Annotated in this window: 17 protein-coding genes and 1 pseudogene; 5 read left to right on the top strand and 13 right to left on the bottom strand. The window is 62.8% G+C overall.

Translation table 11 applies throughout. The features are described 5' to 3' along the window. Positions 1-253 precede the first annotated feature (253 nt). A complete protein-coding gene (locus C0Z16_RS28690) occupies positions 254-1,405 on the top strand; it encodes a branched-chain amino acid ABC transporter substrate-binding protein (RefSeq protein ID WP_102635431.1) in 1,152 nt (383 codons plus the stop codon). An 8-nt stretch (positions 1,406-1,413) separates the two neighbouring features. Here the strand turns inward: C0Z16_RS28690 and C0Z16_RS28695 are convergent, their stop codons facing one another. Together C0Z16_RS28695 and C0Z16_RS28700 are read right to left on the bottom strand one after the other, a co-directional pair. Continuing rightward, positions 1,414-3,396, bottom strand: a complete 1,983-nt coding sequence (locus C0Z16_RS28695) for a DUF3857 domain-containing transglutaminase family protein (RefSeq protein WP_102635432.1) — start codon at positions 3,394-3,396, stop codon at positions 1,414-1,416. A gap of 122 nt (positions 3,397-3,518) precedes the next feature. Next, positions 3,519-4,184 carry a hypothetical protein gene (locus tag C0Z16_RS28700; protein ID WP_102635433.1) on the bottom strand — a complete coding sequence of 222 codons (666 nt, stop codon included), beginning with the start codon at positions 4,182-4,184 and terminating at the stop codon, positions 3,519-3,521. Between the two features lie 310 nt (positions 4,185-4,494). Here C0Z16_RS28700 and C0Z16_RS38270 point away from each other — a divergent pair, with 310 nt between their 5' ends. After that, positions 4,495-4,632 (top strand): hypothetical protein, encoded by a 138-nt coding sequence (locus tag C0Z16_RS38270; RefSeq protein ID WP_167403567.1) that lies wholly within the window; start codon positions 4,495-4,497, stop codon positions 4,630-4,632. A gap of 325 nt (positions 4,633-4,957) precedes the next feature. Here the strand turns inward: C0Z16_RS38270 and hutG are convergent, their stop codons facing one another. The 8 genes from hutG to C0Z16_RS28740 form a co-directional block, all read right to left on the bottom strand. Beyond that, positions 4,958-5,770 carry an N-formylglutamate deformylase gene (hutG, locus tag C0Z16_RS28705; protein WP_102635434.1) on the bottom strand — a complete coding sequence of 271 codons (813 nt, stop codon included), beginning with the start codon at positions 5,768-5,770 and terminating at the stop codon, positions 4,958-4,960. 94 nt (positions 5,771-5,864) lie between these two features. Beyond that, positions 5,865-7,262 (bottom strand): formimidoylglutamate deiminase, encoded by a 1,398-nt coding sequence (locus C0Z16_RS28710; RefSeq protein WP_102635435.1) that lies wholly within the window; start codon positions 7,260-7,262, stop codon positions 5,865-5,867. A gap of 15 nt (positions 7,263-7,277) precedes the next feature. Beyond that, entirely contained in the window at positions 7,278-8,507 is a 1,230-nt protein-coding gene (hutI, locus tag C0Z16_RS28715; RefSeq protein ID WP_102635436.1) for an imidazolonepropionase, read from the bottom strand. A gap of 91 nt (positions 8,508-8,598) precedes the next feature. Beyond that, the gene (locus tag C0Z16_RS28720; RefSeq protein WP_102635437.1) at positions 8,599-9,276 is read right to left on the bottom strand and encodes a HutD/Ves family protein; all 678 of its coding nucleotides are present in this window, start codon (positions 9,274-9,276) and stop codon (positions 8,599-8,601) included. 2 nt (positions 9,277-9,278) lie between these two features. Beyond that, on the bottom strand, positions 9,279-10,967 hold the full coding sequence (gene hutU / locus C0Z16_RS28725) for a urocanate hydratase (RefSeq protein WP_102635438.1): 1,689 nt from the start codon (positions 10,965-10,967) through the stop codon (positions 9,279-9,281). A gap of 76 nt (positions 10,968-11,043) precedes the next feature. Continuing rightward, on the bottom strand, positions 11,044-11,739 hold the full coding sequence (gene hutC, locus C0Z16_RS28730; protein WP_102635439.1) for a histidine utilization repressor: 696 nt from the start codon (positions 11,737-11,739) through the stop codon (positions 11,044-11,046). 45 nt (positions 11,740-11,784) lie between these two features. Continuing rightward, positions 11,785-13,308 carry a histidine ammonia-lyase gene (gene hutH / locus C0Z16_RS28735; RefSeq protein ID WP_102635440.1) on the bottom strand — a complete coding sequence of 508 codons (1,524 nt, stop codon included), beginning with the start codon at positions 13,306-13,308 and terminating at the stop codon, positions 11,785-11,787. Positions 13,309-13,661: 353 nt separating this feature from the next. Then, positions 13,662-14,576 carry a LysR family transcriptional regulator gene (locus tag C0Z16_RS28740; RefSeq protein ID WP_102635441.1) on the bottom strand — a complete coding sequence of 305 codons (915 nt, stop codon included), beginning with the start codon at positions 14,574-14,576 and terminating at the stop codon, positions 13,662-13,664. Positions 14,577-14,681: 105 nt separating this feature from the next. Here C0Z16_RS28740 and C0Z16_RS28745 point away from each other — a divergent pair, with 105 nt between their 5' ends. Beyond that, a complete protein-coding gene (locus C0Z16_RS28745; protein ID WP_102635442.1) occupies positions 14,682-15,593 on the top strand; it encodes an NAD-dependent epimerase/dehydratase family protein in 912 nt (303 codons plus the stop codon). 132 nt (positions 15,594-15,725) lie between these two features. Beyond that, positions 15,726-15,908 (top strand): hypothetical protein, encoded by a 183-nt coding sequence (locus C0Z16_RS28750; RefSeq protein WP_102635443.1) that lies wholly within the window; start codon positions 15,726-15,728, stop codon positions 15,906-15,908. 55 nt (positions 15,909-15,963) lie between these two features. On the opposite strand, the gene C0Z16_RS28755 is transcribed toward C0Z16_RS28750, so the two are convergent. The 3 genes from C0Z16_RS28755 to C0Z16_RS28765 all read right to left on the bottom strand — a co-directional run bounded on the left by C0Z16_RS28755 (position 15,964) and on the right by C0Z16_RS28765 (position 18,730). Beyond that, positions 15,964-16,728 carry a DUF899 domain-containing protein gene (locus tag C0Z16_RS28755; protein ID WP_244201393.1) on the bottom strand — a complete coding sequence of 255 codons (765 nt, stop codon included), beginning with the start codon at positions 16,726-16,728 and terminating at the stop codon, positions 15,964-15,966. 136 nt (positions 16,729-16,864) lie between these two features. Next, positions 16,865-17,290 (bottom strand): ArsR/SmtB family transcription factor, encoded by a 426-nt coding sequence (locus C0Z16_RS28760; RefSeq protein WP_102635445.1) that lies wholly within the window; start codon positions 17,288-17,290, stop codon positions 16,865-16,867. A gap of 57 nt (positions 17,291-17,347) precedes the next feature. Next, a complete protein-coding gene (locus C0Z16_RS28765; RefSeq protein ID WP_102635446.1) occupies positions 17,348-18,730 on the bottom strand; it encodes an NCS2 family permease in 1,383 nt (460 codons plus the stop codon). Positions 18,731-19,188: 458 nt separating this feature from the next. Here C0Z16_RS28765 and C0Z16_RS28775 point away from each other — a divergent pair. Continuing rightward, positions 19,189-19,485: pseudogene (locus C0Z16_RS28775) on the top strand (PRC-barrel domain containing protein); the annotation flags it as partial.

Consider the following 19,485-nt stretch of genomic DNA (forward strand, 5'->3'; position numbering starts at 1 on the left):
GCGCGGCTTATGCCGAAATCCTCATCCAAAGCGCCGCGAAATGCCAAGACGGCCGCATATTGGCTTTCTATATTCGCGCCACATGACCGGCGTTCCAACGCGACTGCGCGTATTCCAGCGTTGTTAATCGCGGCGCATCATCCGTAGTCTCACGAGGCGCGCCGCCTGAAACCGCTTCAAATTGTGGCGCGTGGGACCCGCGTTATAGCCTTGCCGCTTTCATAACCTGGAACTGTCGAAGTAAGGAGAGACCATGAGTATTAACAACACGCTAAAACCGCTTGCTCTGTTGGTTGGCGCCATGTTCGCAGTCGCGCCGCTCGCCAGTTTCGCCGACGACATGCCGGTGAAGATCGGTTTCGCCGCGCCGATGACGGGCGCCAACGCCGGCTACGGCAAGGACCTCGAGAACGGCGTGCGGCTCGCCATCGAGGAAGCCAACGCGCAGAAGATCAAGATCGGCGACAAGGTCGCGCAATTCCAGATCGTCTCGCAAGACGACCAGGCCGACCCGCGCATCGGCGTGCAGGTCGCGCAGAAGCTGGTCGATTCGGGCGTCTCGGTGGTGGTCGGCCACTTCAACTCGGGCACGACGATTCCCGCGTCGCAGGTTTATGAACAGGCCGGCATTCCCGTGATCGACCCCGCCGCGACCAATCCGATCATCACCGGACGCGGTTTCGCAAACACCTTCATGGTTATCTCCACCGACGCGCAAAACGCCGGCAACGCGGGCGTCTACGCGGTCCAGGTGACGAAGGCCAAACGCATCGCGATCATCGACGACCGCACCGCGTTCGGCCAGGGCGAGGCCGACGAGTTCGAGAAGGCGGTGAAGGCGCACGGCGGCAACATCGTCGCGCGCGAGTACACCGACAATCACGCGGTCGACTTCAGCACCCAGCTCACCAAGATCAAGGCGACCAACGCGGACCTGATTTTCTTCGGCGGACTGGATACGCAGGCTGCGGGCTTCGCGAGGCGCATGAAGCAACTCGGCATGACGGCGCAACTGGTGGGCGGCGGCGGCGTAGAAGACCCGGAATTCATCAAGCTGGCCGGCGATGCAGCCGAGGGCGTGATGGCCTGGGAATACGGCCGCCCGCTCGCGCAACTGCCGGGCGGCAAGGACTTCTCGGTCAAATTCAAGAAGCGCTTTGGCGGCGAGATTCTGTCGTACGCGCCGTTCGGCTATGACGGAGCTTGGGCTGCGATCAAAGCGATGCAGCAGGCCAAATCCACTTCGCCCGCAGATTACCGCTCCGTGCTCAAAGGAATCGAGTTCGAAGGCGTGACCGGCAAGATTTCGTTCGACAATACTGGCGCGCTGAAGAGCGGTGCGTCGACGTTGTATCAAGTCAAGAATGGAACCTGGATTCCGATCGTGACCAAGAGCGGGACCTGAGCGCGGCGCTATTTGGCGCCGGCGGCCTTGACGGTCTTATCGAAGTTAGCGGTCTTATCGAAGTTAGCGGTCTTATCGAAGTTAGCGGTCTTATCGACGTTAGCGGCCTTGACGACGATTTGCGCGTCAAGGTCGCGCTCGATGCGCACGAGGTCGTCCTTCATTCCCGCGAATTCTTTTGCCGAGCACATCTGATGTCCGAAGGCGGCGCGAAGCTGCCGCCTGATCTGCAACACACGCGCTGCGGGGTCGAACACATAGCGCGATGAAAAACTCATCAGGCTGTTTTGCACCTCGGTATCGGCCGGCGTGTCCGTCACCTTGACGAAGCGCGGCAGCGTAATCTCCAGGGTCTCGTCGAATTCCCCGCCGACACACGCCCAAGGCTGCGTGCGCATTGGCTCGGCGAGCCATGCCTGCACCTGCGATCCCATCCCGCCGGCGAAGCTCGTCAGCGCCGGCATTGCCGTAGTGCCGTCGCTCCACACGAAGTGCTCCACCTTGCCTTGCATCGACGTCGCGAACGGTCCGTCCGTCACGGCGACGTCGCTCGTGCGTAATTGCGCGCTGCCATGCAGGCCCGTTTGCAACAGACGATTCGCGGCGATCTGTTGCGCGCGCTGGCGCGTTGCCCGCCGAAACATATTGCGTTCGATCTCGGCCGTGAATCCCGCATCTTCCACGCGATAAGCGTAATTCGCCGTGCCGTTTTCATCGACGTCGATCTGCACGCGCGCGGTTCGCTCGCGCAATTGCGTGGCAGGCGTGCGCGACAGCACGCCTTCGCCGACCAGCAGGACGGGCCGGTCCATCACGCCCGTCGGCAGATAACCGAAGCCCACGCCGCCCGCCGTCGTGTCCGCATACAACGATAGCTCAGGAATCCAGACGATCGCGTGATTGATCGCACTCACGCCATAGCCCGGCACCTCCGGCAAGCTGTAGTACGGGCCGAGATTGAGCAGCACCGCTTCGCTGCGAATACCGACAGCCGCCAGCAACGCGCCATACAGCGCGACGTGGTCCTTGCAGTCGCCATAACGGTTGCGCAGGATGTCGGCCGCCTTGTGCGGGACCGCGGCCGTCTCGCCGATAAAGAGCGCGACGTAACGGATATTCATCCGCATCCAGTCGTATAGAATCTGCGCCTTCGCACGCGGATCGTTTGCGCGTGCCGTGAGCGACTGCGCAAGCCGCACGATAGCCGGATCGTCGACCGTGGTGTCGGTCGCGGGCCCGCGATAACGCGCGGCGAAGTTCGCGAAGTCGGGCACGGTCGACACCATCAGCCGGTCGCCCCAATTCGCGTAGCCGACCGCGCCCGCTTCGAGCCGCGCATACGGCCCGTGCCGGTAATCGAATTGGTAACGCGTGCGGCCATTCGCCGTAACCGGCGGCAATGCCGTGTAGCCGCGTGCGTCGGCATACAACGGGACGTCGGCGGGAAGGTCGAAGATCAGGCGTTGGTCTTCGACCGGTTCGCGTGTCGGCTCCACGAGGTACCCAAATGTGCCCGCCTGCAAGGGCTTTGCACGCGTCTTGCGAAACGCGAGATGTACACGGGAACCCGGTTCGACGCCGGGAAAAATCACCGTACGCAACACGCCGTCCTGGAAGCTCGGCGCGCCCGCCGAGCGCGGTTCCTGCACATCGCGAATCGCTTCGGGACCGACCGCATGCGTGGCGCCGTCGGGATCGATCGTTTCGGCGGCGAGCAACTGCACCTGCTCGATGTCCTTGTTAAACCACACAGAACGTTGCGCGATGTCGTCGACGCCGCTCGCGGTATTCGCGCGCAACACGCTGTCGTCGTGTTCCTCGATTGAGCCGTCTTTCTGGATCGTGAAGAGATGGACATCGCGCTCCGTCGTGTAGGGCGCGCGGTCGTCGCTGGGTGCGTCTAAGGGTGCATCGTCCGCGAAAGCCGCGGTGGCTGCCGCGCATAGCGCGAGCGCGGCGGCTATGCCCAGGTACGCCGTGCAGCGCGTCATGAATAATGTTCCCCGCCCCGCGCGCGCCATGTGCCCGCGGCGCGCAAGAGCTGCAACGATTGCGCGCCTGGATGCGCCGCCCTTCGCCCCCTTCATGCTACTCACCCTGCTCACGCCGCTGATCACTCGCCTTCACCGATCTGTCCAAGCAAAGCCTGCAATCTCTCGACATGCCTGAGCAGCAGATGGCGATGCTTCTCGATCTGTTCCAGCCGCCCGGCAAGATCGGCCTGGATCGGATCGTCGAGATCGGCGGCGGCAATCACATCTTCGACTTTCGATCGCAACGACGCCAGCTCGACGGGCGCATGAACAAGATGCCGCTCGAAGCGCCGAACCTCTTGGACCGCGAGCTCACGGACCTTGCGAAAATGCGCCTGGCGCCGATGCGCTTCCGCCTCCATGGTTTCGTCTTCGATGCGTTTTGCGGGCGACGCCTGGCCAAAAATCGGCTCCGGCGGCCGCAGCACGGTTTTTTTTCGCACGGGATGCGCAGTGCCGCGAAAGCGCGCGAGCGGCTGCTCATTGTCGATCGCCGTGCGCGCGTTGGCGGGAATTTCCGCTTCGGTGTGCGCCGTGTTCATCCAGCCATTCGGCAAACCGGTCACCGCTTCGATGCCGCGTACGAACTCCTCGCTGAATTCGCGCTGGCCGGACAGCATCAACTTCAGGTAGCTCGCGGAGAAAGTCATCATGCGTGCGAGGCGAGTTGCCGCGCCGACCTCGCGCGTCAGCAGCACGAGATTCGCGCGCCAGACCGGGAGCAGCAATTCGTCGGAATCTTCCATCGCTGGGTCTTCCATCTTTTTTGCCCGAGGTAGAGATGACGCCGTCGCCGGCGTCATCGTTTTGAAAGGGTAGCCGTTGCACGGCCTCGCTTGCAAGCGGCATGCGCGACGACGCAAGCATCTGTGTCGAATTTACACGCATTGCGCAAGCTCAATCCACACGGCACCTTGCGCCGTTGGACACACGGATTGCCATGTGTATCGCGACGGTGTGCCTGCGCACCACGCGTCGATGTGGCATGCTTGTTAGTCGTGCGGCATATATCGTGCTGCATCGCGAGTACCACAACACTGACTTAAGGGTTTTGTAATGAAGAAAATCGTTCTGGCCATTGCCGCAGCCGCCGCTGCCCTCAGCGCAATCGCTCCCGCACAAGCTTATGAGCATCATCACCCGGTTTGCCATAAGGTGCGTGTGCATCATCACTGGGAACGCCACTGCCGCTAATCGTTGCCATCACGCCGATGGTAACGAGATCGCGCCGCAGCCTATGCGTCGCCCGCATCGCAAAGCCCCGCTAAGTGCGGGGCTTTTTCGCATCGACGGGTTGGCGCAGCGCGGGCGAACGCGTTCGCGTGCTAACGCCATCACGCTATACGGTGTGCGTGAAAGGCGCAGCGCGCAATCGCGGACACACGCTGTTACACCTTCGCGGTGTGAGCCGACGCGGCACGGCCTTGGCGAATTACGCCAGCACCGCTAACCGCGTGGATATGAGAGGAAATGCAGCTAAGTGTATTGCTTCGCGCGGCCTTCAATAGGAAGCCTGCCCTCAGGCTGCTTTGACGCGCTCCAACGCCGTCACGACGAGCTGCTCCAGTAGCGGTTCGACTTTCGCGGCGAGCGTTTCGTCGTATGCGTACGGCGGCTGTTCCTGCATATAGGTGATCTGCGATAACTCGAGTTGCACCGCATGCACGCCTTGCGACGGCTGGCCATATTGCCGCGTGATGTAGCCGCCCTTGAAGCGCCCATTAGCAACGGCCGAATAAGCACGATGCCGCTCAACGACAGCCGCCAGTTCCTCGCCCAAACCCGCCACGGCGCTCGCGCCGTTCGACGTGCCGAAATTGAAATCGGGCAAGCGTCCTTCGAAAAAACGCGGCACGTGCGAGCGGATCGAATGCGCCTCCCACAGCAGCACCTTGCCATGTTGCGCTTCGAGCGCGGCGAGTTCGTTCGCGAGAGCGTCGTGATACGGCTTCCAGTAAACGTCCCGACGGCGGGCCACTTCCGTCTCGTCCGGCAGATGACCTTCGAGGTACAACGGTTCCTTGTCGAACGTATCGACGGCCAGCAGTCCGGTGGTGTCCTGCCCTGGATAGAGGTTCGCGCCGTCGGGCGGACGGTTCAGATCGATCACATAGCGCGCACAAGTGGGCATGAGAATCGACGCGCCCATGCGCTTTGCAAACGCGTAGAGCCGGTCGAGATGCCAGTCGCAATCGTCGGTGCGCTGCGCGACCGGCGTCATGGTCGCGGCAATGTCGGCGGGAATCTGCGTGCCCACATGCGGGATGGAGATCAGCATCGGCAGGCTTCCTCGATGCAGCGAGAAAACCGGCGGAGTGTTCGGAGCAGTCATGTCAGTCCTGGATCGAAGATCTTTACAGCGAGCGATACACGTAACGCACGCGCGTCACATCAGGTCAGGTCAGGTCAGGTCAGGTCAGGTCAGGTCATTTGAGCAGGTCGGCGAGCGCCACGCGATAGCGCGCATAAGCGCCCTCTTCGTCGCGATGCCGGCGATTGTCGACCACCTTGTCGCCGCCCGCGTACACGTCGCGAATCGGCGTCTCACCATGCTCGCAGAATACAACGCCCGACAGCCACGCGTCGGGCGCATGTTCGGCGATGCTCGCATGATCCGGGTCGAGCACCAGCCAATCGGCGCGATGGCCGGCCTGCAATGCGCCGACCGCGCGACCCGTGGCTCGCGCGCCGCCTTCGAGCGCCGCGTCGAAGAGACGATCCGCGACATGCGTCGCGTGTGCCGACGCCAGCACGTTGCGCTGCCGGCGCGTCAAACGCTGCCCGTATTCGAGCAGGCGCAATTCGGCGCGCCAGTCGACGCCAATATGGCTATCCGAGCCGACACCCATGCGCCCTTGCGCGTCGAGATATTCCTGCGCGGGAAAAATGCCGTCGCCGAGATTCGCTTCCGTCGTCAGACACAAACCGGCGACCGCGCCGCTCTTCGCGAGCGCGAGCGTTTCGTTCGTATCGACATGCGTGGCGTGCACGAGGCACCACCGACTGTCGACATCGAAACGATCGAGCAGCCATTGCACCGGCCGCGCGCCTTCCGTTTCGATGCATGCGTCGAGTTCGGCGGTCTGTTCGGCGATATGGATGTGAACGGGCGCGCTGCTATCGACGCCACCGAGCAATGCACGCAACGATTGCTCCGACACCGCGCGCAGCGAATGGGGCGCCACGCCATAGCGCAACGCCGCACTTTCGGGCCGCGCCGCGCGCAACGTGCCCAGCAGATCGAGCAGACTGTCGGGCGTATTGATGAAGCGCCGTTGGTCGTCGCGCGGCGCACGCGCGCCGAAGCCGCTGTACTGATATAGCACCGGCAGCATGGTCATGCCGATGCCGCTCGCCGATGCGGCATCCACCACGCGTTGCCCGAGTTCCGCTGGATTCGTGTAACGGCAGCCGTCCGGCGTGTGATGCACGTAGTGAAATTCGCACACCGATGTATAGCCCGCTTTCAGCATCTCGATGTAGAGCCATTGCGCGACGCTCGCCAATCCTTCCGGCGTGATCTGCGCGGCGAAGCGATACATTAGGTCGCGCCAGCTCCAGAAGTTGTCCGTGGCGCCTGTACCGGACGTAGCCCGATATTCGGTGAGGCCGGCCATCGCGCGCTGAAACGCATGCGAATGAAGATTCGGCATGCCAGGTAATATTGGACCTGCGGCTTTGGCTACATCTGCGGCCGCGTTGCGCGTGTCGGGCGTGACGGCCGTCAGTGTGCCGTTTGTGTCCCATTCCAGCAGCACGTTGCGGCGCCAGCCGTCCGGCAAATAAGCATGGTCGGCGAATAGGGATTGTTTTAGTTGTGTCATCTCTCAGCCCCTGGCTCAATTCACGCCGCGTAAAAACGGTCTATAAACGGTCTCGCCCCCGCGCACGACGCGCGCGCACAAAGGGCGTCCAATCCAGTACGCCAGTTCCGCCAGCGAGTCGACAGACCACACCGCGAAGTCAGCCGCGCGGCCCACTTCGAGCGAGCCGTGCCGGTCCGCCTTGCCGAGCGCGCGCGCCGCGTGCGATGTCACGCCTTGGAGCACTTCCGGCACGGTCATACGGAACAGCGTGGTCGCCATGTTCATCATCACCAGCAACGAGGTGGCGGGCGACGTGCCGGGATTGCTGTCGGTGGAAATGGCAATCGGCACCTCGTAACGCCGCAGCAATTCCAGCGGCGGCAACTGCGTCTCGCGGATGAAGTAATACGCGCCCGGCAACAACACGGCGACCGTGCCCGCCTCTTTCATTGCCGCGACGCCGGCTTCGTCGAGAAACTCCAGATGATCGGCGGACAACGCATGATGGCGCGCCGCGAGTGCCGTGCCGCCGCCATTCGACAACTGCTCCGCGTGCATTTTCACCGGCAGCTTGTGGCGCGCGGCGGCGTTGAACACGCGCTCGCTTTGTTCCAACGAAAAGCCAATGCGCTCACAGAAGACATCGACCGCGTCGACGAGACCTTCGCCTGCGAGCGCGGGCAGCATCGTGTTGCAGACCTCGTCGATATACGCGTCGGCGCGGCCCGCGAATTCCGGCGGCAACGCGTGTGCGCCGAGAAACGTCGTATAGACCGTGACCGGATAGCGCTCGCCCAACTGGCGCGCGACGCGCAGCATCTTGCGCTCGGTCTCGAGATCGAGTCCGTAACCCGATTTGATTTCGACGGCCGTTATGCCTTCGGCAAGCAACGGTTCGAGCCGCGCGGCCGATTGGCGGAATAGCGCGTCTTCACTCGCGGCACGCGTGGCGCGCACCGTCGAAACGATACCGCCGCCCTGCCGCGCGATTTCTTCATAGCTGACGCCCGCGAGGCGCTGCGCGAATTCATCGGCACGCTGGCCGCCATACACGAGATGCGTATGACAATCGACGAGGCCCGGCGTGACCCACGCGCCCTGCAAATCTTCGCGCGGCCACGCGGCGTATTCAGCGGGCAATTCGGTAGCCGCGCCGAGCCATACGATCTTGCCGTCTTCGACGGCTATCGCGGCATCGGCCAGCGTATGTTGTGGATCGCCCTGCGGGCACAGTTTCAGTTGATGCCAGACGGTTTGCTTCATCGCGTGCTCTTTGCAGCTTGTTGCGTGTCTGTGGAGGTTCGCGTGCGCGCGTTGTTGTGCGGCGAGGCGTGCGCGCGAATCGTCGTTATCGTTAGGCAGCGTAGCGGATGCTGATTGCGAGCAACGCGCCCGTGCCTTCCATGTTGCACGGCAGAGCATTCGGCGTGTCGATGCGCAACGCGTCGCCAGTTTGCAGCCACTGCGCGTGGGCGTTGGCCAACGTGACGGCAAGTGGACCCTTCGCGCAGTAGAGCAGCACCACGTCGGCGGACAACGTGCGTTCGTGCTCCGCTGCGTGCTGTGCTTCGTGCTGTGCCTCGTGCTGGGCGGCGCGCCACACTTCGAGTTCGCCTTGCGCCGACTCGCGACGCACCATCAGATTGAAGTCGCGCGTCGCACCGTCGACTAGCCGCGCGTCGATCTGCGCCTCGCCATTGAAGCGCGCGATATCGAGCGGTCGTGTCAACGCGTGGGTCTTCACCGTATCGTCGCATTGGGCTTCATCGAGCAACATACCCGCCCCGGACAACAGCACGAGCGTGCGATCGATGCCCACGAATGGCGAGAACGGACCCGCTTGCGCGACGTCGGCCACACTCACGCGCCACACGAACGTATCGAGCGCCGCGTCCGCAGGAAACGCCGCCACTTCGCGCGTGATGCCGCCGCCGTTTTTCCACGGCGCCGCCACAAGCTCTGCACCGCGGATCAACGTAACGGCGCCCGTAGAGCCGCTCGCAACAGCGCCCATGCTCCGCGCAGGCGTCATGCTCAACGGCCCAGCATCGGCAGGTTGAGGCGCGCCTCGCGCGCCGTTTGCTGCGCAAGTTCATAGCCCGCATCCGCGTGACGCATCACGCCGGTCGCCGGGTCGTTGAACAGCACGCGGCCAAGGCGCTCCTTCGCGGCATCCGTGCCGTCCGCGACGATCACGACGCCTGAATGTTGACTGAAGCCCATGCCGACGCCACCGCCATGATGCAGCGACACCCACGACGCGCCGCCCGCTGTATTCAGCAGTGCGTTCAGCAACGGCCAGTCGCTGACTGCGTCGGAGCCGTCCTTCATCGACTCCGTTTCGCGATTCGGGCTCGCCACTGAACCGGTGTCGAGGTGATCGCGGCCGATCACGATCGGCGCCTTCAGTTCGCCGTTCTTCACCATCTCGTTGAACGCCTGGCCCAAACGGTAGCGATCCTTCACGCCGACCCAGCAGATGCGCGCGGGCAAGCCCTGGAACGCGATGCGTTCGCGCGCCATGTCGAGCCAGTTATGCAGATGCGGATCGTCGGGAATCAGCTCCTTGACTTTCGCATCGGTCTTGTAGATATCCTCGGGATCGCCCGACAGTGCGACCCAGCGGAACGGCCCCTTGCCTTCGCAGAAGAGCGGCCGGATATAAGCCGGCACGAAGCCCGGAAAATCGAATGCGTTTTCCACGCCCATTTCTAGCGCCATTTGGCGAATGTTGTTGCCGTAGTCGAGCGTCGCCGCGCCGCGTTCCTGCAGCGTCAGCATGGCTTGTACCTGTTTGGCCATGGATTGCTTCGCCGGCGTGACGATCGAATCCGGCGCAGTCTTCTGACGCTCGCGCCAGTCTTCCAGCTTCCAGCCTTGCGGCAGGTAGCCGTGAATTGGATCGTGGGCGCTCGTCTGATCGGTCACGCAGTCCGGCGTGATGCCGCGCGTCACGCACTCGGCGAATACGTCCGCGGCATTGCCGAGCAAACCGATCGACACCGCGTTGCCCGCCTGCTTCGCTTCGTCGAGCATGGCGAGCGCTTCGTCGAGCGTCTTCGCTTTCCTGTCGACATAACGCGTCTTCAGACGGAAGTCGATGCGCGTCTCGTCGCATTCCACCGCGATCATCGAGAAGCCGGCCATCGTCGCCGCCAGCGGCTGCGCGCCGCCCATGCCGCCCAAGCCGCCGGTCAGAATCCAGCGGCCCGTCGGATCGCCGTTGAAATGCTGGTTGGCCACCGAGAAGAACGTCTCGTACGTGCCCTGCACGATGCCCTGGCTGCCGATGTAGATCCAGCTGCCCGCCGTCATCTGCCCGTACATCATCAGGCCCTTGCGATCGAGTTCGTGGAAATGCTCCCACGTCGCCCAATGGGGGACTAGGTTCGAGTTCGCGAGCAGCACGCGCGGCGCGTCGGCATGCGTACGGAACACGCCGACCGGCTTGCCCGATTGAATCAGCAGCGTCTCGTCTTCGTTCAGATCCTTAAGCGACGTCAGAATCTGGTCGAAGCAATCCCAGTTGCGCGCCGCACGGCCAATACCGCCATACACGACGAGCGCATGCGGATGCTCGGCTACTTCGGGGTCCAGATTATTCTGAATCATCCGGTACGCGGCCTCCGCGATCCAGGTCTTGCAGGTCTTTTCCGCTCCGCGCGGCGCACGGATCGTGCGGGTGGGATCGAGACGCGGGTCGAAGTGTTTCGGGTTGTTCATGGTGGCCCTCGGAATGCCTGAAGATGATCGGAAAAATGTCAGGAAAGAATCAAGGAAGAATCAGGGAAAGCGGAAATCAGAAATGTCCGGTGAAGCGGTAGCGGCTGCCCGGATGCCAGAGGTTCGCGATCGATGCAACCTGGCTTTGCGACCACGTCCGCCGATGCAGCACGAGGCAAGGTTCGAGTTCGTCCATGGTCAGAAGCTCGCGGGTGTCGCCGTCCGCCGCTAACGCCTCGATGCGGTACTCGACGCGCTGCAACGGCGCAACCCGCACGAGATACTGGTTCGGCGTAGTGTTCGTGAAGTCCTGCAACGCATACTCGGGTGCGACAGCTGGATTGACCCAGCGCTCTTCGAGCTGCACCGGCTCGTCGTTCTCGAAATGCAGCACGCGCGAATGGAATATCGGACTGCCCGCGCTCACCTGCATTTCTTCGGCGAGCGCCGCATCAGCGATGCTCGCACCGATGTGCAGCACCTTCGCCTGATAACGATGACCGCGCGCGACGATTTCGTCGGAAATGCTGCGGATCGCCACCAGCGTCGATTCGTACTTGGGACGGGCCACGAAGGTGCCCGAACCCTGCACACGCGTGAGCACCTGCTCCGAGGTCAACTCGCGCAACGCGCGGTTCACCGTCATGCGCGCGACGTTGAATTCGCGCGCGAGCTCGTTTTCGGAGGGCACCTGGTCGCCTTCGCCCCATTCGCCCGCATGAATGCGCGCGAGGATGAAGTCCTTGATGCCCTGATAGGCCGGTGCGTTCATTGGCTGCTGTGCCTCATGGTCCGAACGGGTCCGCTCGCTGTCCGCTTACTGCTCTGACACGAACGAGAACGGGCTCAACTTCGCGATCGTGCCGTCCTGCACGAGACGCGTAACGGCCGCGATGTCCGGCGCGAAGTAGTGATCGAGTTCGTAATGCGCGACATCCTTGCGCACCACGTCCATCACTTTCTGCAAGCTCGGGCTGGTCCTGTGCGGCGCGCGCAGATCGACACCTTGCGCGGCGGCGAGCAGTTCGATCGACAGAATGTTCGCCGTGTTCTCGGCAATGTCGCCGAGCTTGCGCGCGGCAAAAGTCGCCATCGAAACGTGGTCTTCCTGGTTCGCGGACGTGGGCAGCGAATCGACGGAAGCCGGATGCGCAAGTGTCTTGTTTTCCGATGCGAGCGCGGCGGCCGTCACGTGAGCGATCATGAAGCCCGAGTTCACGCCGCCGTCGCGTACGAGGAACGGCGGCAGGCCCGACAGCGTCGCGTCGATCAGCAACGCAATGCGGCGTTCGGCCAGCGCGCCGATTTCGGCGGCGGCGAGCGCGAGATTGTCCGCGGCGAATGCGACCGGCTCCGCGTGGAAGTTGCCGCCCGACAGCACTTCGCCGGTGTCCGGGAAGATCAGCGGATTGTCGGAAACCGCATTGGCTTCCAGCAGCAGCACGTCGGCAGCATGGCGCATCTGATCGAGACATGCGCCCATCACTTGCGGCTGGCAGCGCAGGCTGTACGGGTCCTGGACCTTGTCGCAACCGGCGTGCGACGCGTTGATGCCCGAGTCTTGCAGCAGCGAACGGTAAGCCGCCGCGGCATCGATCTGACCTTGATGGCCGCGCAATTCGTGAATGCGCGCGTCGAACGGTTTGACCGAGCCGGCCGCCGCATCCACCGACAACGCGCCCGCCACCAGTCCGGTGCGGTACAGGTCTTCGATTGCGAACATGTTGTAGAGCGCGAGTGCGGTCGACGCCTGCGTGCCGTTCAGCAGCGCGAGACCTTCCTTCGCCTGCAGCGTGAGCGGCTTCAGACCGACGAGCGCGAGACCTTCGGTGGCCGGCAGGCGTTCGCCCTGGGCGAACACTTCGCCGACGCCGAGCAAGGCCGCCGACATGTGCGCGAGCGGCGCGAGGTCGCCCGATGCGCCCACGGAGCCTTTGACCGGAATGACCGGCAGCACGTCGGCGTTGTAGAGCGCGATCAGCGCTTCCATCACTTCGCGGCGAATGCCCGAATGGCCGCGGCCGAGGCTCGACAGTTTCAGCGCGATCAACAGACGCACGACCGGACGCGACATCGGCTCACCCACGCCCACCGCGTGCGACAGCACCAGATTGCGCTGCAGCAGTTCAAGCTGATCGTGCGGAATATGCGTGCTGGCAAGACGCCCGAAGCCCGTGTTGATGCCATAGGCGGGCTCGCCCTTCGCGGCAATGTCGGCCACGGCTTTCGCGCAGGCGTCGATAGCGGCGTGGCTCGCGGGATCGAGTCGCAGCGGCACATGTTCACGCGCGATCTGGCGCAATTGCGGGAGAGTCAGGTAGCCGGGCTTCAGAGTCATCATGGTTGTCGTCCTGTCTATACAATTTCAATGAAGTCTAGCGGCGCCGTCTTGTATATACAACTTATTTTTAATGCTTCGGGCCCCAGGGCTTTCCACTAAAGCGCTGCTGTCCTGGCCTGCAGAGTGCCTGTGCGTTCACGCCTGCCGATCCTGGCATGACGGCAACTGGAGTCCGGCGCGCTTCACGAACCGTCAACTTGTATATACACATCCAAAATCCACGCCGCCAGACGGACAAAGACATCGCCTGGGTTGATAAGCGGGTTATAGAAACATCCGCCCATAACGCAAGTAAGCCCGCGAACTCATACGAGCCGCGGGCTTCCTTCACGACGAGCGACTGCGATGCGCCGCTACAACTGAACGCGCGCCGCCATGAAATCCAGAAAACACTGCACGCGTCCCGCGAGAGACGCGCTCTGGTAATACACCGCGCTCACCGGCTGACGCTCATCCAGCAGAAGGTTGCCGAGAATCGGCACGAGACGCTCTTCGCGGATGTCGGCGGCGATCATGAAGTCCGCCAGACACGCGATGCCCCAGCCCGATAGCGCCAGTTGCCGCAACGTCTCGCCGCTCGACGCAGTGATCGACGGCTCGATTTTCAACGGCTCGGCTTTGCCCCTCACATGAACCTTGCCCTTGCCTTGCTCGCGCAACGGCCAGCGGTTCAGATGCTCCGGCGCGGTGAAGCCGATCAGCCGATGCCCGCGCAACGCGTCGACCGATTTCGGCTCGCCTTGCGCGGCCAGATATGCAGGACTCGCAACAACCAGCAGCTTGCTGCTGCCCAATGCGCGAGCGTGCAAGGTCGAATCCTGCAAGGCGCCGATCCGGATCGCGATATCCACTTTCTGCTCAAGCAGATCGACGATGCGCTCGTTGCTCGTCAACTCCAGCCGGATTTCCGGATACAGCGCGGAAAATGCCGTCATATGCGGGGCGACGCAGTGAAGCATGAACGGCGACGCCGCATCGACACGCAAGCGCCCCGAAGGCCGCCGACGCGTTCGCGTGACGGATTCCTCGGCTTCTTCCATGGCATCGAGAATCGCGCGGGCGCGCTGCAGGAAGCCTTCGCCCTCTTCAGTCAACTGCAAACGGCGTGTCGTGCGCCGCACCAGCGCAGTGTCGAGCTTCTTTTCCAGGCGCGTGAGCGCGCGGCTCACACCGGAGACGGTCTGCCCCAACTTTTCCGCAGCCGCCGTGATCGAACCGCTGTCGATCACGCTGACGAATATCAGTAACTCGTCGGTGGAGGTTTTCATTGTTGATTTTGAGTCAAGGTTGATTTGAGACTAACACGCTTTTTGCGAGAATCGAGACGATAGATACTGCGTGCCTGTCATCGCATTTCCACTCAGGAGAAGGTTTTGAAAATTTTCATCACAGGCGCAAGCGGCTTTATCGGCGGGTCCATCGCGGCGCATCTCGTGCGCACCGGTCATCAGGTGCGCGGTCTGATCCGCAAATCCGAACATAGCGACGAACTCAAGCGGCTCGGCATCGAGCCGGTGATCGGCACGCTCGACGACCGCGCGTTGCTAATCGCCGAAGCGCAAGCTGCCGACGCCGTCATCAACGCGGCGAGCAGCGACCACGAAGGCGCGGTGAGCGCGCTGATCGAAGGACTCACGGGTTCGGGCAAGCCGTTCTTGCACACGAGCGGGTCGAGTATCGTCGGCGACGCGTCGGGCGGCGAAGCGGCGCAGGCGCGCATCTATCGCGAAGACGCGCTGCCGGAGCCGACCGCCGACAAGGCGGCGCGCGTCGCGATCGACCGCCAGGTGCTCGAAGCGGCGCACCAAAACATCCGCTCGGCGGTGCTCTGCAATACGCTGATCTACGGCCACGGCGCGGTGGCGGGCAGTGCAAGCGTGCAGTTGCCGCGCCTCGTGCGGCAGGCGCAAAAGAGCGGCGTGGTGCGCCATGTCGGCAGCGGCGGCAACACGTGGTCGAACGTGCATATCGACGACGTCGCCGAACTCTATCGGCTCGCGTTGGAGAAGAGCCCGGCCGGCATGTTTTACTTCGTCGAAAGCGGCGAGGCATCGTTCCGCGACATGAGCGCCGCCATCGCACGCGCGATGAAGCTCGGCGAGCCGCAAGACTGGCCGCTCGAACAGGCGCAAAAGGAATGGGGCTACGAAATGGCTTCGTATGGGCTCGGTTCGAACAGCCGCGTACGCGGCGAGCGCGCGCGCAAGCTGTTGGGCTGGCAGCCTGAGCGCACCTCCGTGATCGAGTGGATCGAGCACGACATGATGTCCGGGGAGACGGCGTAAAACCGCGGAGTTGCTTCGTAATTTGTGTAAGCGTCGGCGTTGCAAATCCGTAAGCTCGGCTCGATAGAATCCCGCTCATCTGACCCGCGCGGTTCACACTTCGAACCGCACACGAGCCCGGATTTTTTATCGATGACCTTGGCGTTGAATTTCGACTGGCTGACCAACTTTCTGGCGATTCTGTTCGTCGTGGCGTGCCTTTACGATGCACGCTACGACGAATACGGCACGTTGACGCTATCAGCGGCCTTGATGGGCCTCGTCGTGATGGCAATCGAACTGTTTCTCAAGCCCGCGTTCGAGATGGCGTTGTAAGCGCACCGCCACGCGACGCAGCGACCTGCCCGCCGACTCCCGTTCTGCATTTCGCTCACGAACCGCAAGCGGCACAACCGCCGCCCTGCGCGTTCTCTTCATAGCGGTCGTGATGCTTGACCCAGTCGACGAGACTCGTCGCTTCATTGCGGCCTTTCGGTGTGACGTCCAGATGCGCGTACGTGTTGATGAAGCGCTCGTCGCCGCGGCCGTAGCAGGAATACGTGTGATACACATCGCCGTTCGCATCTTTATAGAAGACGCTGTGGCCATGTTGTTCGTCGATGCCGACGTCCTGCTCGGTGAAGTTATAAAAGGCCTTCTTGCTCTCCAGTTGTTCGGGCGTGAACGACACGTGATAGTCGAAATTGAAATCGCTTCCGTCCGACGACACCCACGGGAACGTCCAGCCCATGCGTTTTTTAAAGGCTTCGATCTTCGCGAGCGGCGCATGGGAAACCGTCACGTACGACACATCGTGATGTTCGAGATGCGTCACGATACCGACCATGTGATCCGATAGAAACGAGCAGCCCACACAGCCCTCTTCCCAATCCGGGCCCAGCATGAAGTGATAAATGATCAACTGACTGCGTCCGTCGAAGAGATCGGCAAGTGTCTTGCGACCCTCTGGCGTATCGAATACGTACGTCTTGTCCACCTTCACCCACGGCAGTTCGCGGCGCTTGCGGGCGAGTTCGTCGCCGGCACGCATGTGGGCTTTCTCCTCCACCAGCAGCGCCCTGCTCGCTTCCAGCCATTCCTGCCTGGAGCCAATCCGGTGTAGCGGGTCGCGATGCGATTGCATTGGTGATTGCATTGGTGATTGCATTGGTGATTGCATTGGTGATTGCGTTGGTGATTGGGTCTGCGGTTCCATCTGCGTCTCCTTCACAGTGACATGCACGGCATGTGCAATTCGTCGACGAATCGTGCAAAGCGAAACTGGATGCGCGTCATGAATCGCGCCGCTTTCTCGCGGACGCGGAAGACTTGCGCGGGTGAGGCGCTGACAGTGCTGCGACCCGCGCAGCCGGCTTTCGCGCGCGCGGCGCTTCGTCTTCTTCGACGAAAGCGGCCAGCCGATCAAGCGATTCGGTCCAGAAGCGCTGATAGCGATCGAGCCACGCCATCGCTTCTTCCATCGGTTTCGCGGACAGGCGGCACGCGACCGTGCGGCCGTTCTTGCTGCGCGTGATGAGACCTGCCGTGGAGAGAACGTCCAGGTGCTTCATCACCGCAGGCAAAGACATGGCGAACGGTTCGGCAAGCTCGCTCACCGACAGTTCGCATTTCGACAGACGCGCGAGCAACGCACGCCGCGTCGGGTCCGACAACGCGGCAAATGTGCGATCGAGCAACGCTTCGTTAAACTTAACCATGAGGTTAAGTTTAGAAACGAACTCGCGGATGTCAAGGCGCGCGGCGATGACCCAAAATCAGATCGCCCAGCCGCCGAGATAGAACCCGACCAGCACGATCGCAATCGCAACCGTCCCCACATTCAGCTTGCGGTACTCGCCGCTCACCACGCGGCCAATCACGAGCGTCGCGAAGCCGAGCATGATGCCGGTCACGATGTTCGCCGTGAGCACGATGAATACCGCGCACATGAGGCCGGACATTGCGTCGACCATATCGTCCATATGCAGCTTGCTGACGTTCGAGAGCATCAGCAGCCCGACATACATCAGCGCGGGCGCGGTCGCATACGAAGGCACGAGGCTCGCGAGCGGCGAGAAGAACATCACGCCGAGAAACAGCAAGCCGACCACTGCCGCCGCCATTCCGGTTTTCGCGCCGGCCGCCACGCCGACCGTCGATTCGATGTAGGCCGCGGCCGGTGCGCCGCCGAGCAGACCCGAGAAAATCGAGCTGACCGAGTCGGCCGTCAACGCGCGACCTCCGTTGATGATGCGGCCGTTTTCATCGAGCTGGCCCGCCTGTCCGGCCACCGCGCGAATCGTGCCGGTCGCGTCGAACACGGCGGTCATCACGAGGGCCAGCACGCTCGGCAGAACCGCCATCGACAGCGCGCCCTTGATGTCCATCGCACCGATCAGCGACTCGTGGCCCGGCGCGCTCAGCGACGGCACGGCGAACACGCCATGAAACGACACCGCCGGATCGATGAGCAGCGCGATCGCCGAAATCGCGACGATCACAATGAGGATCGAGCCCGGCACGCGGCGGCGCACCAGTCCAAAAATCGCCGCCAGCCCCGCCACCGACATCAAGGCCGGCAACGCGGTGATATTGCCGAGCGAGACCGGCAACCCAGCGCCCGGGTTCTTGACGACGAGACCGACTTCGTTGGCCGCGATCAGCAGCAGGAATAAACCGATGCCGATGCCCGTGCCGTGCGCGATGCCCGTCGGCAGATTACGCAGAATCCACGAACGCACGCCCGTCACCGAAATCGCGGTGAACACGACGCCCATCAGGAACACGGCGCCGAGCGCGACCGTCGGATGCAGGCCCTTGCCGAGCACGAGACCGAACGCCGTGAACGCGGTTAGCGATATCGCGCAGCCGATCGCAATCGGCAAGCGCGCCCACACGCCCATCAGCAGCGAGCCGAACGCGGTGGTCAGGCACACGGCGACGAACACCGCGCTCGTGTCGAAGCCGGCCTTGCCGAACATGCCCGGCACGACGAACACGGAATAGACCATCGCGAGAAAGGTCGTGACGCCGGCAACGATTTCCTGGCGCTGCGAACTGCCGCGCGACGAGATTTCGAAGTAGCGGTCGAGAAAGCCCTTGGTGTCGAATGATTCGGCGCCGACATCAGAAATCGGCTGGGCGTGGGGTTCCATCATGATGAGTGCCTCCTTTATCAGCATGCTGAAACGGCCGTCGAAGTGGCCGTCATCAGGTTCGTCTCGTGGCGTTGGTTGATGTGTGCTGCTTTTTCTGTCTCGAAATGTAGGGCAACACAAATATGTCTCCAATCGCATGGATGGCATGCCGGTCATGTCGCGACGCTTATATCGTTCAGGCGACGGCATGGCGCGTCGACGTGCCGCGCGTTTACACCTACGGTTCAGCGTCGGCAGATGAAAGCGTTTTCAGAGCTTTCTGCGGGGCTCGCGCGACACACAAAGCGCACGAACAGAGCGAACCGAACGCGACGCGGCATGAGGCGTGCTTCGCGTTGGCCGGTCTGACAGCTCGCAAAACGAGGCCGCCCAGCGCCGCGGGTTAAACTCTCGCCCGTACTGTTTTAACCGCGGCGGTCCATAGCGCCCGCCCGCACCGGTCCATGGAGTTCTCCCCGATGAGTGGCGGCTTTTCGCTTCCTGCCTGGCGTCGTCTGATTCTTGCCGCGTTCGCTGTGCTGGCGCTGTTCGCGCTGTCCGGTTGCGGCAGCTTGCTATGGGGACCGCAGCAGGCGCCCATCGTCGAGGCCACGGTCATGCCCGTGGAAGCCGCGAGCGCGCCCGTGGCCGCTTCCGCGCCCGAGCCGGTCGAGACCGAAGCCGCCGAACCCGAGCAGCCAAAGAAGCCGAAGAAGCCGGTCGTCAAGCCGCACAAGGTCGAACCGCCGCCGCCCGTCGTCGCGCCCCCGCCGCCG

Source organism: Paraburkholderia rhynchosiae (genome assembly GCF_002879865.1).
Classification (GTDB): Bacteria; Pseudomonadota; Gammaproteobacteria; order Burkholderiales; family Burkholderiaceae; genus Paraburkholderia; species Paraburkholderia rhynchosiae.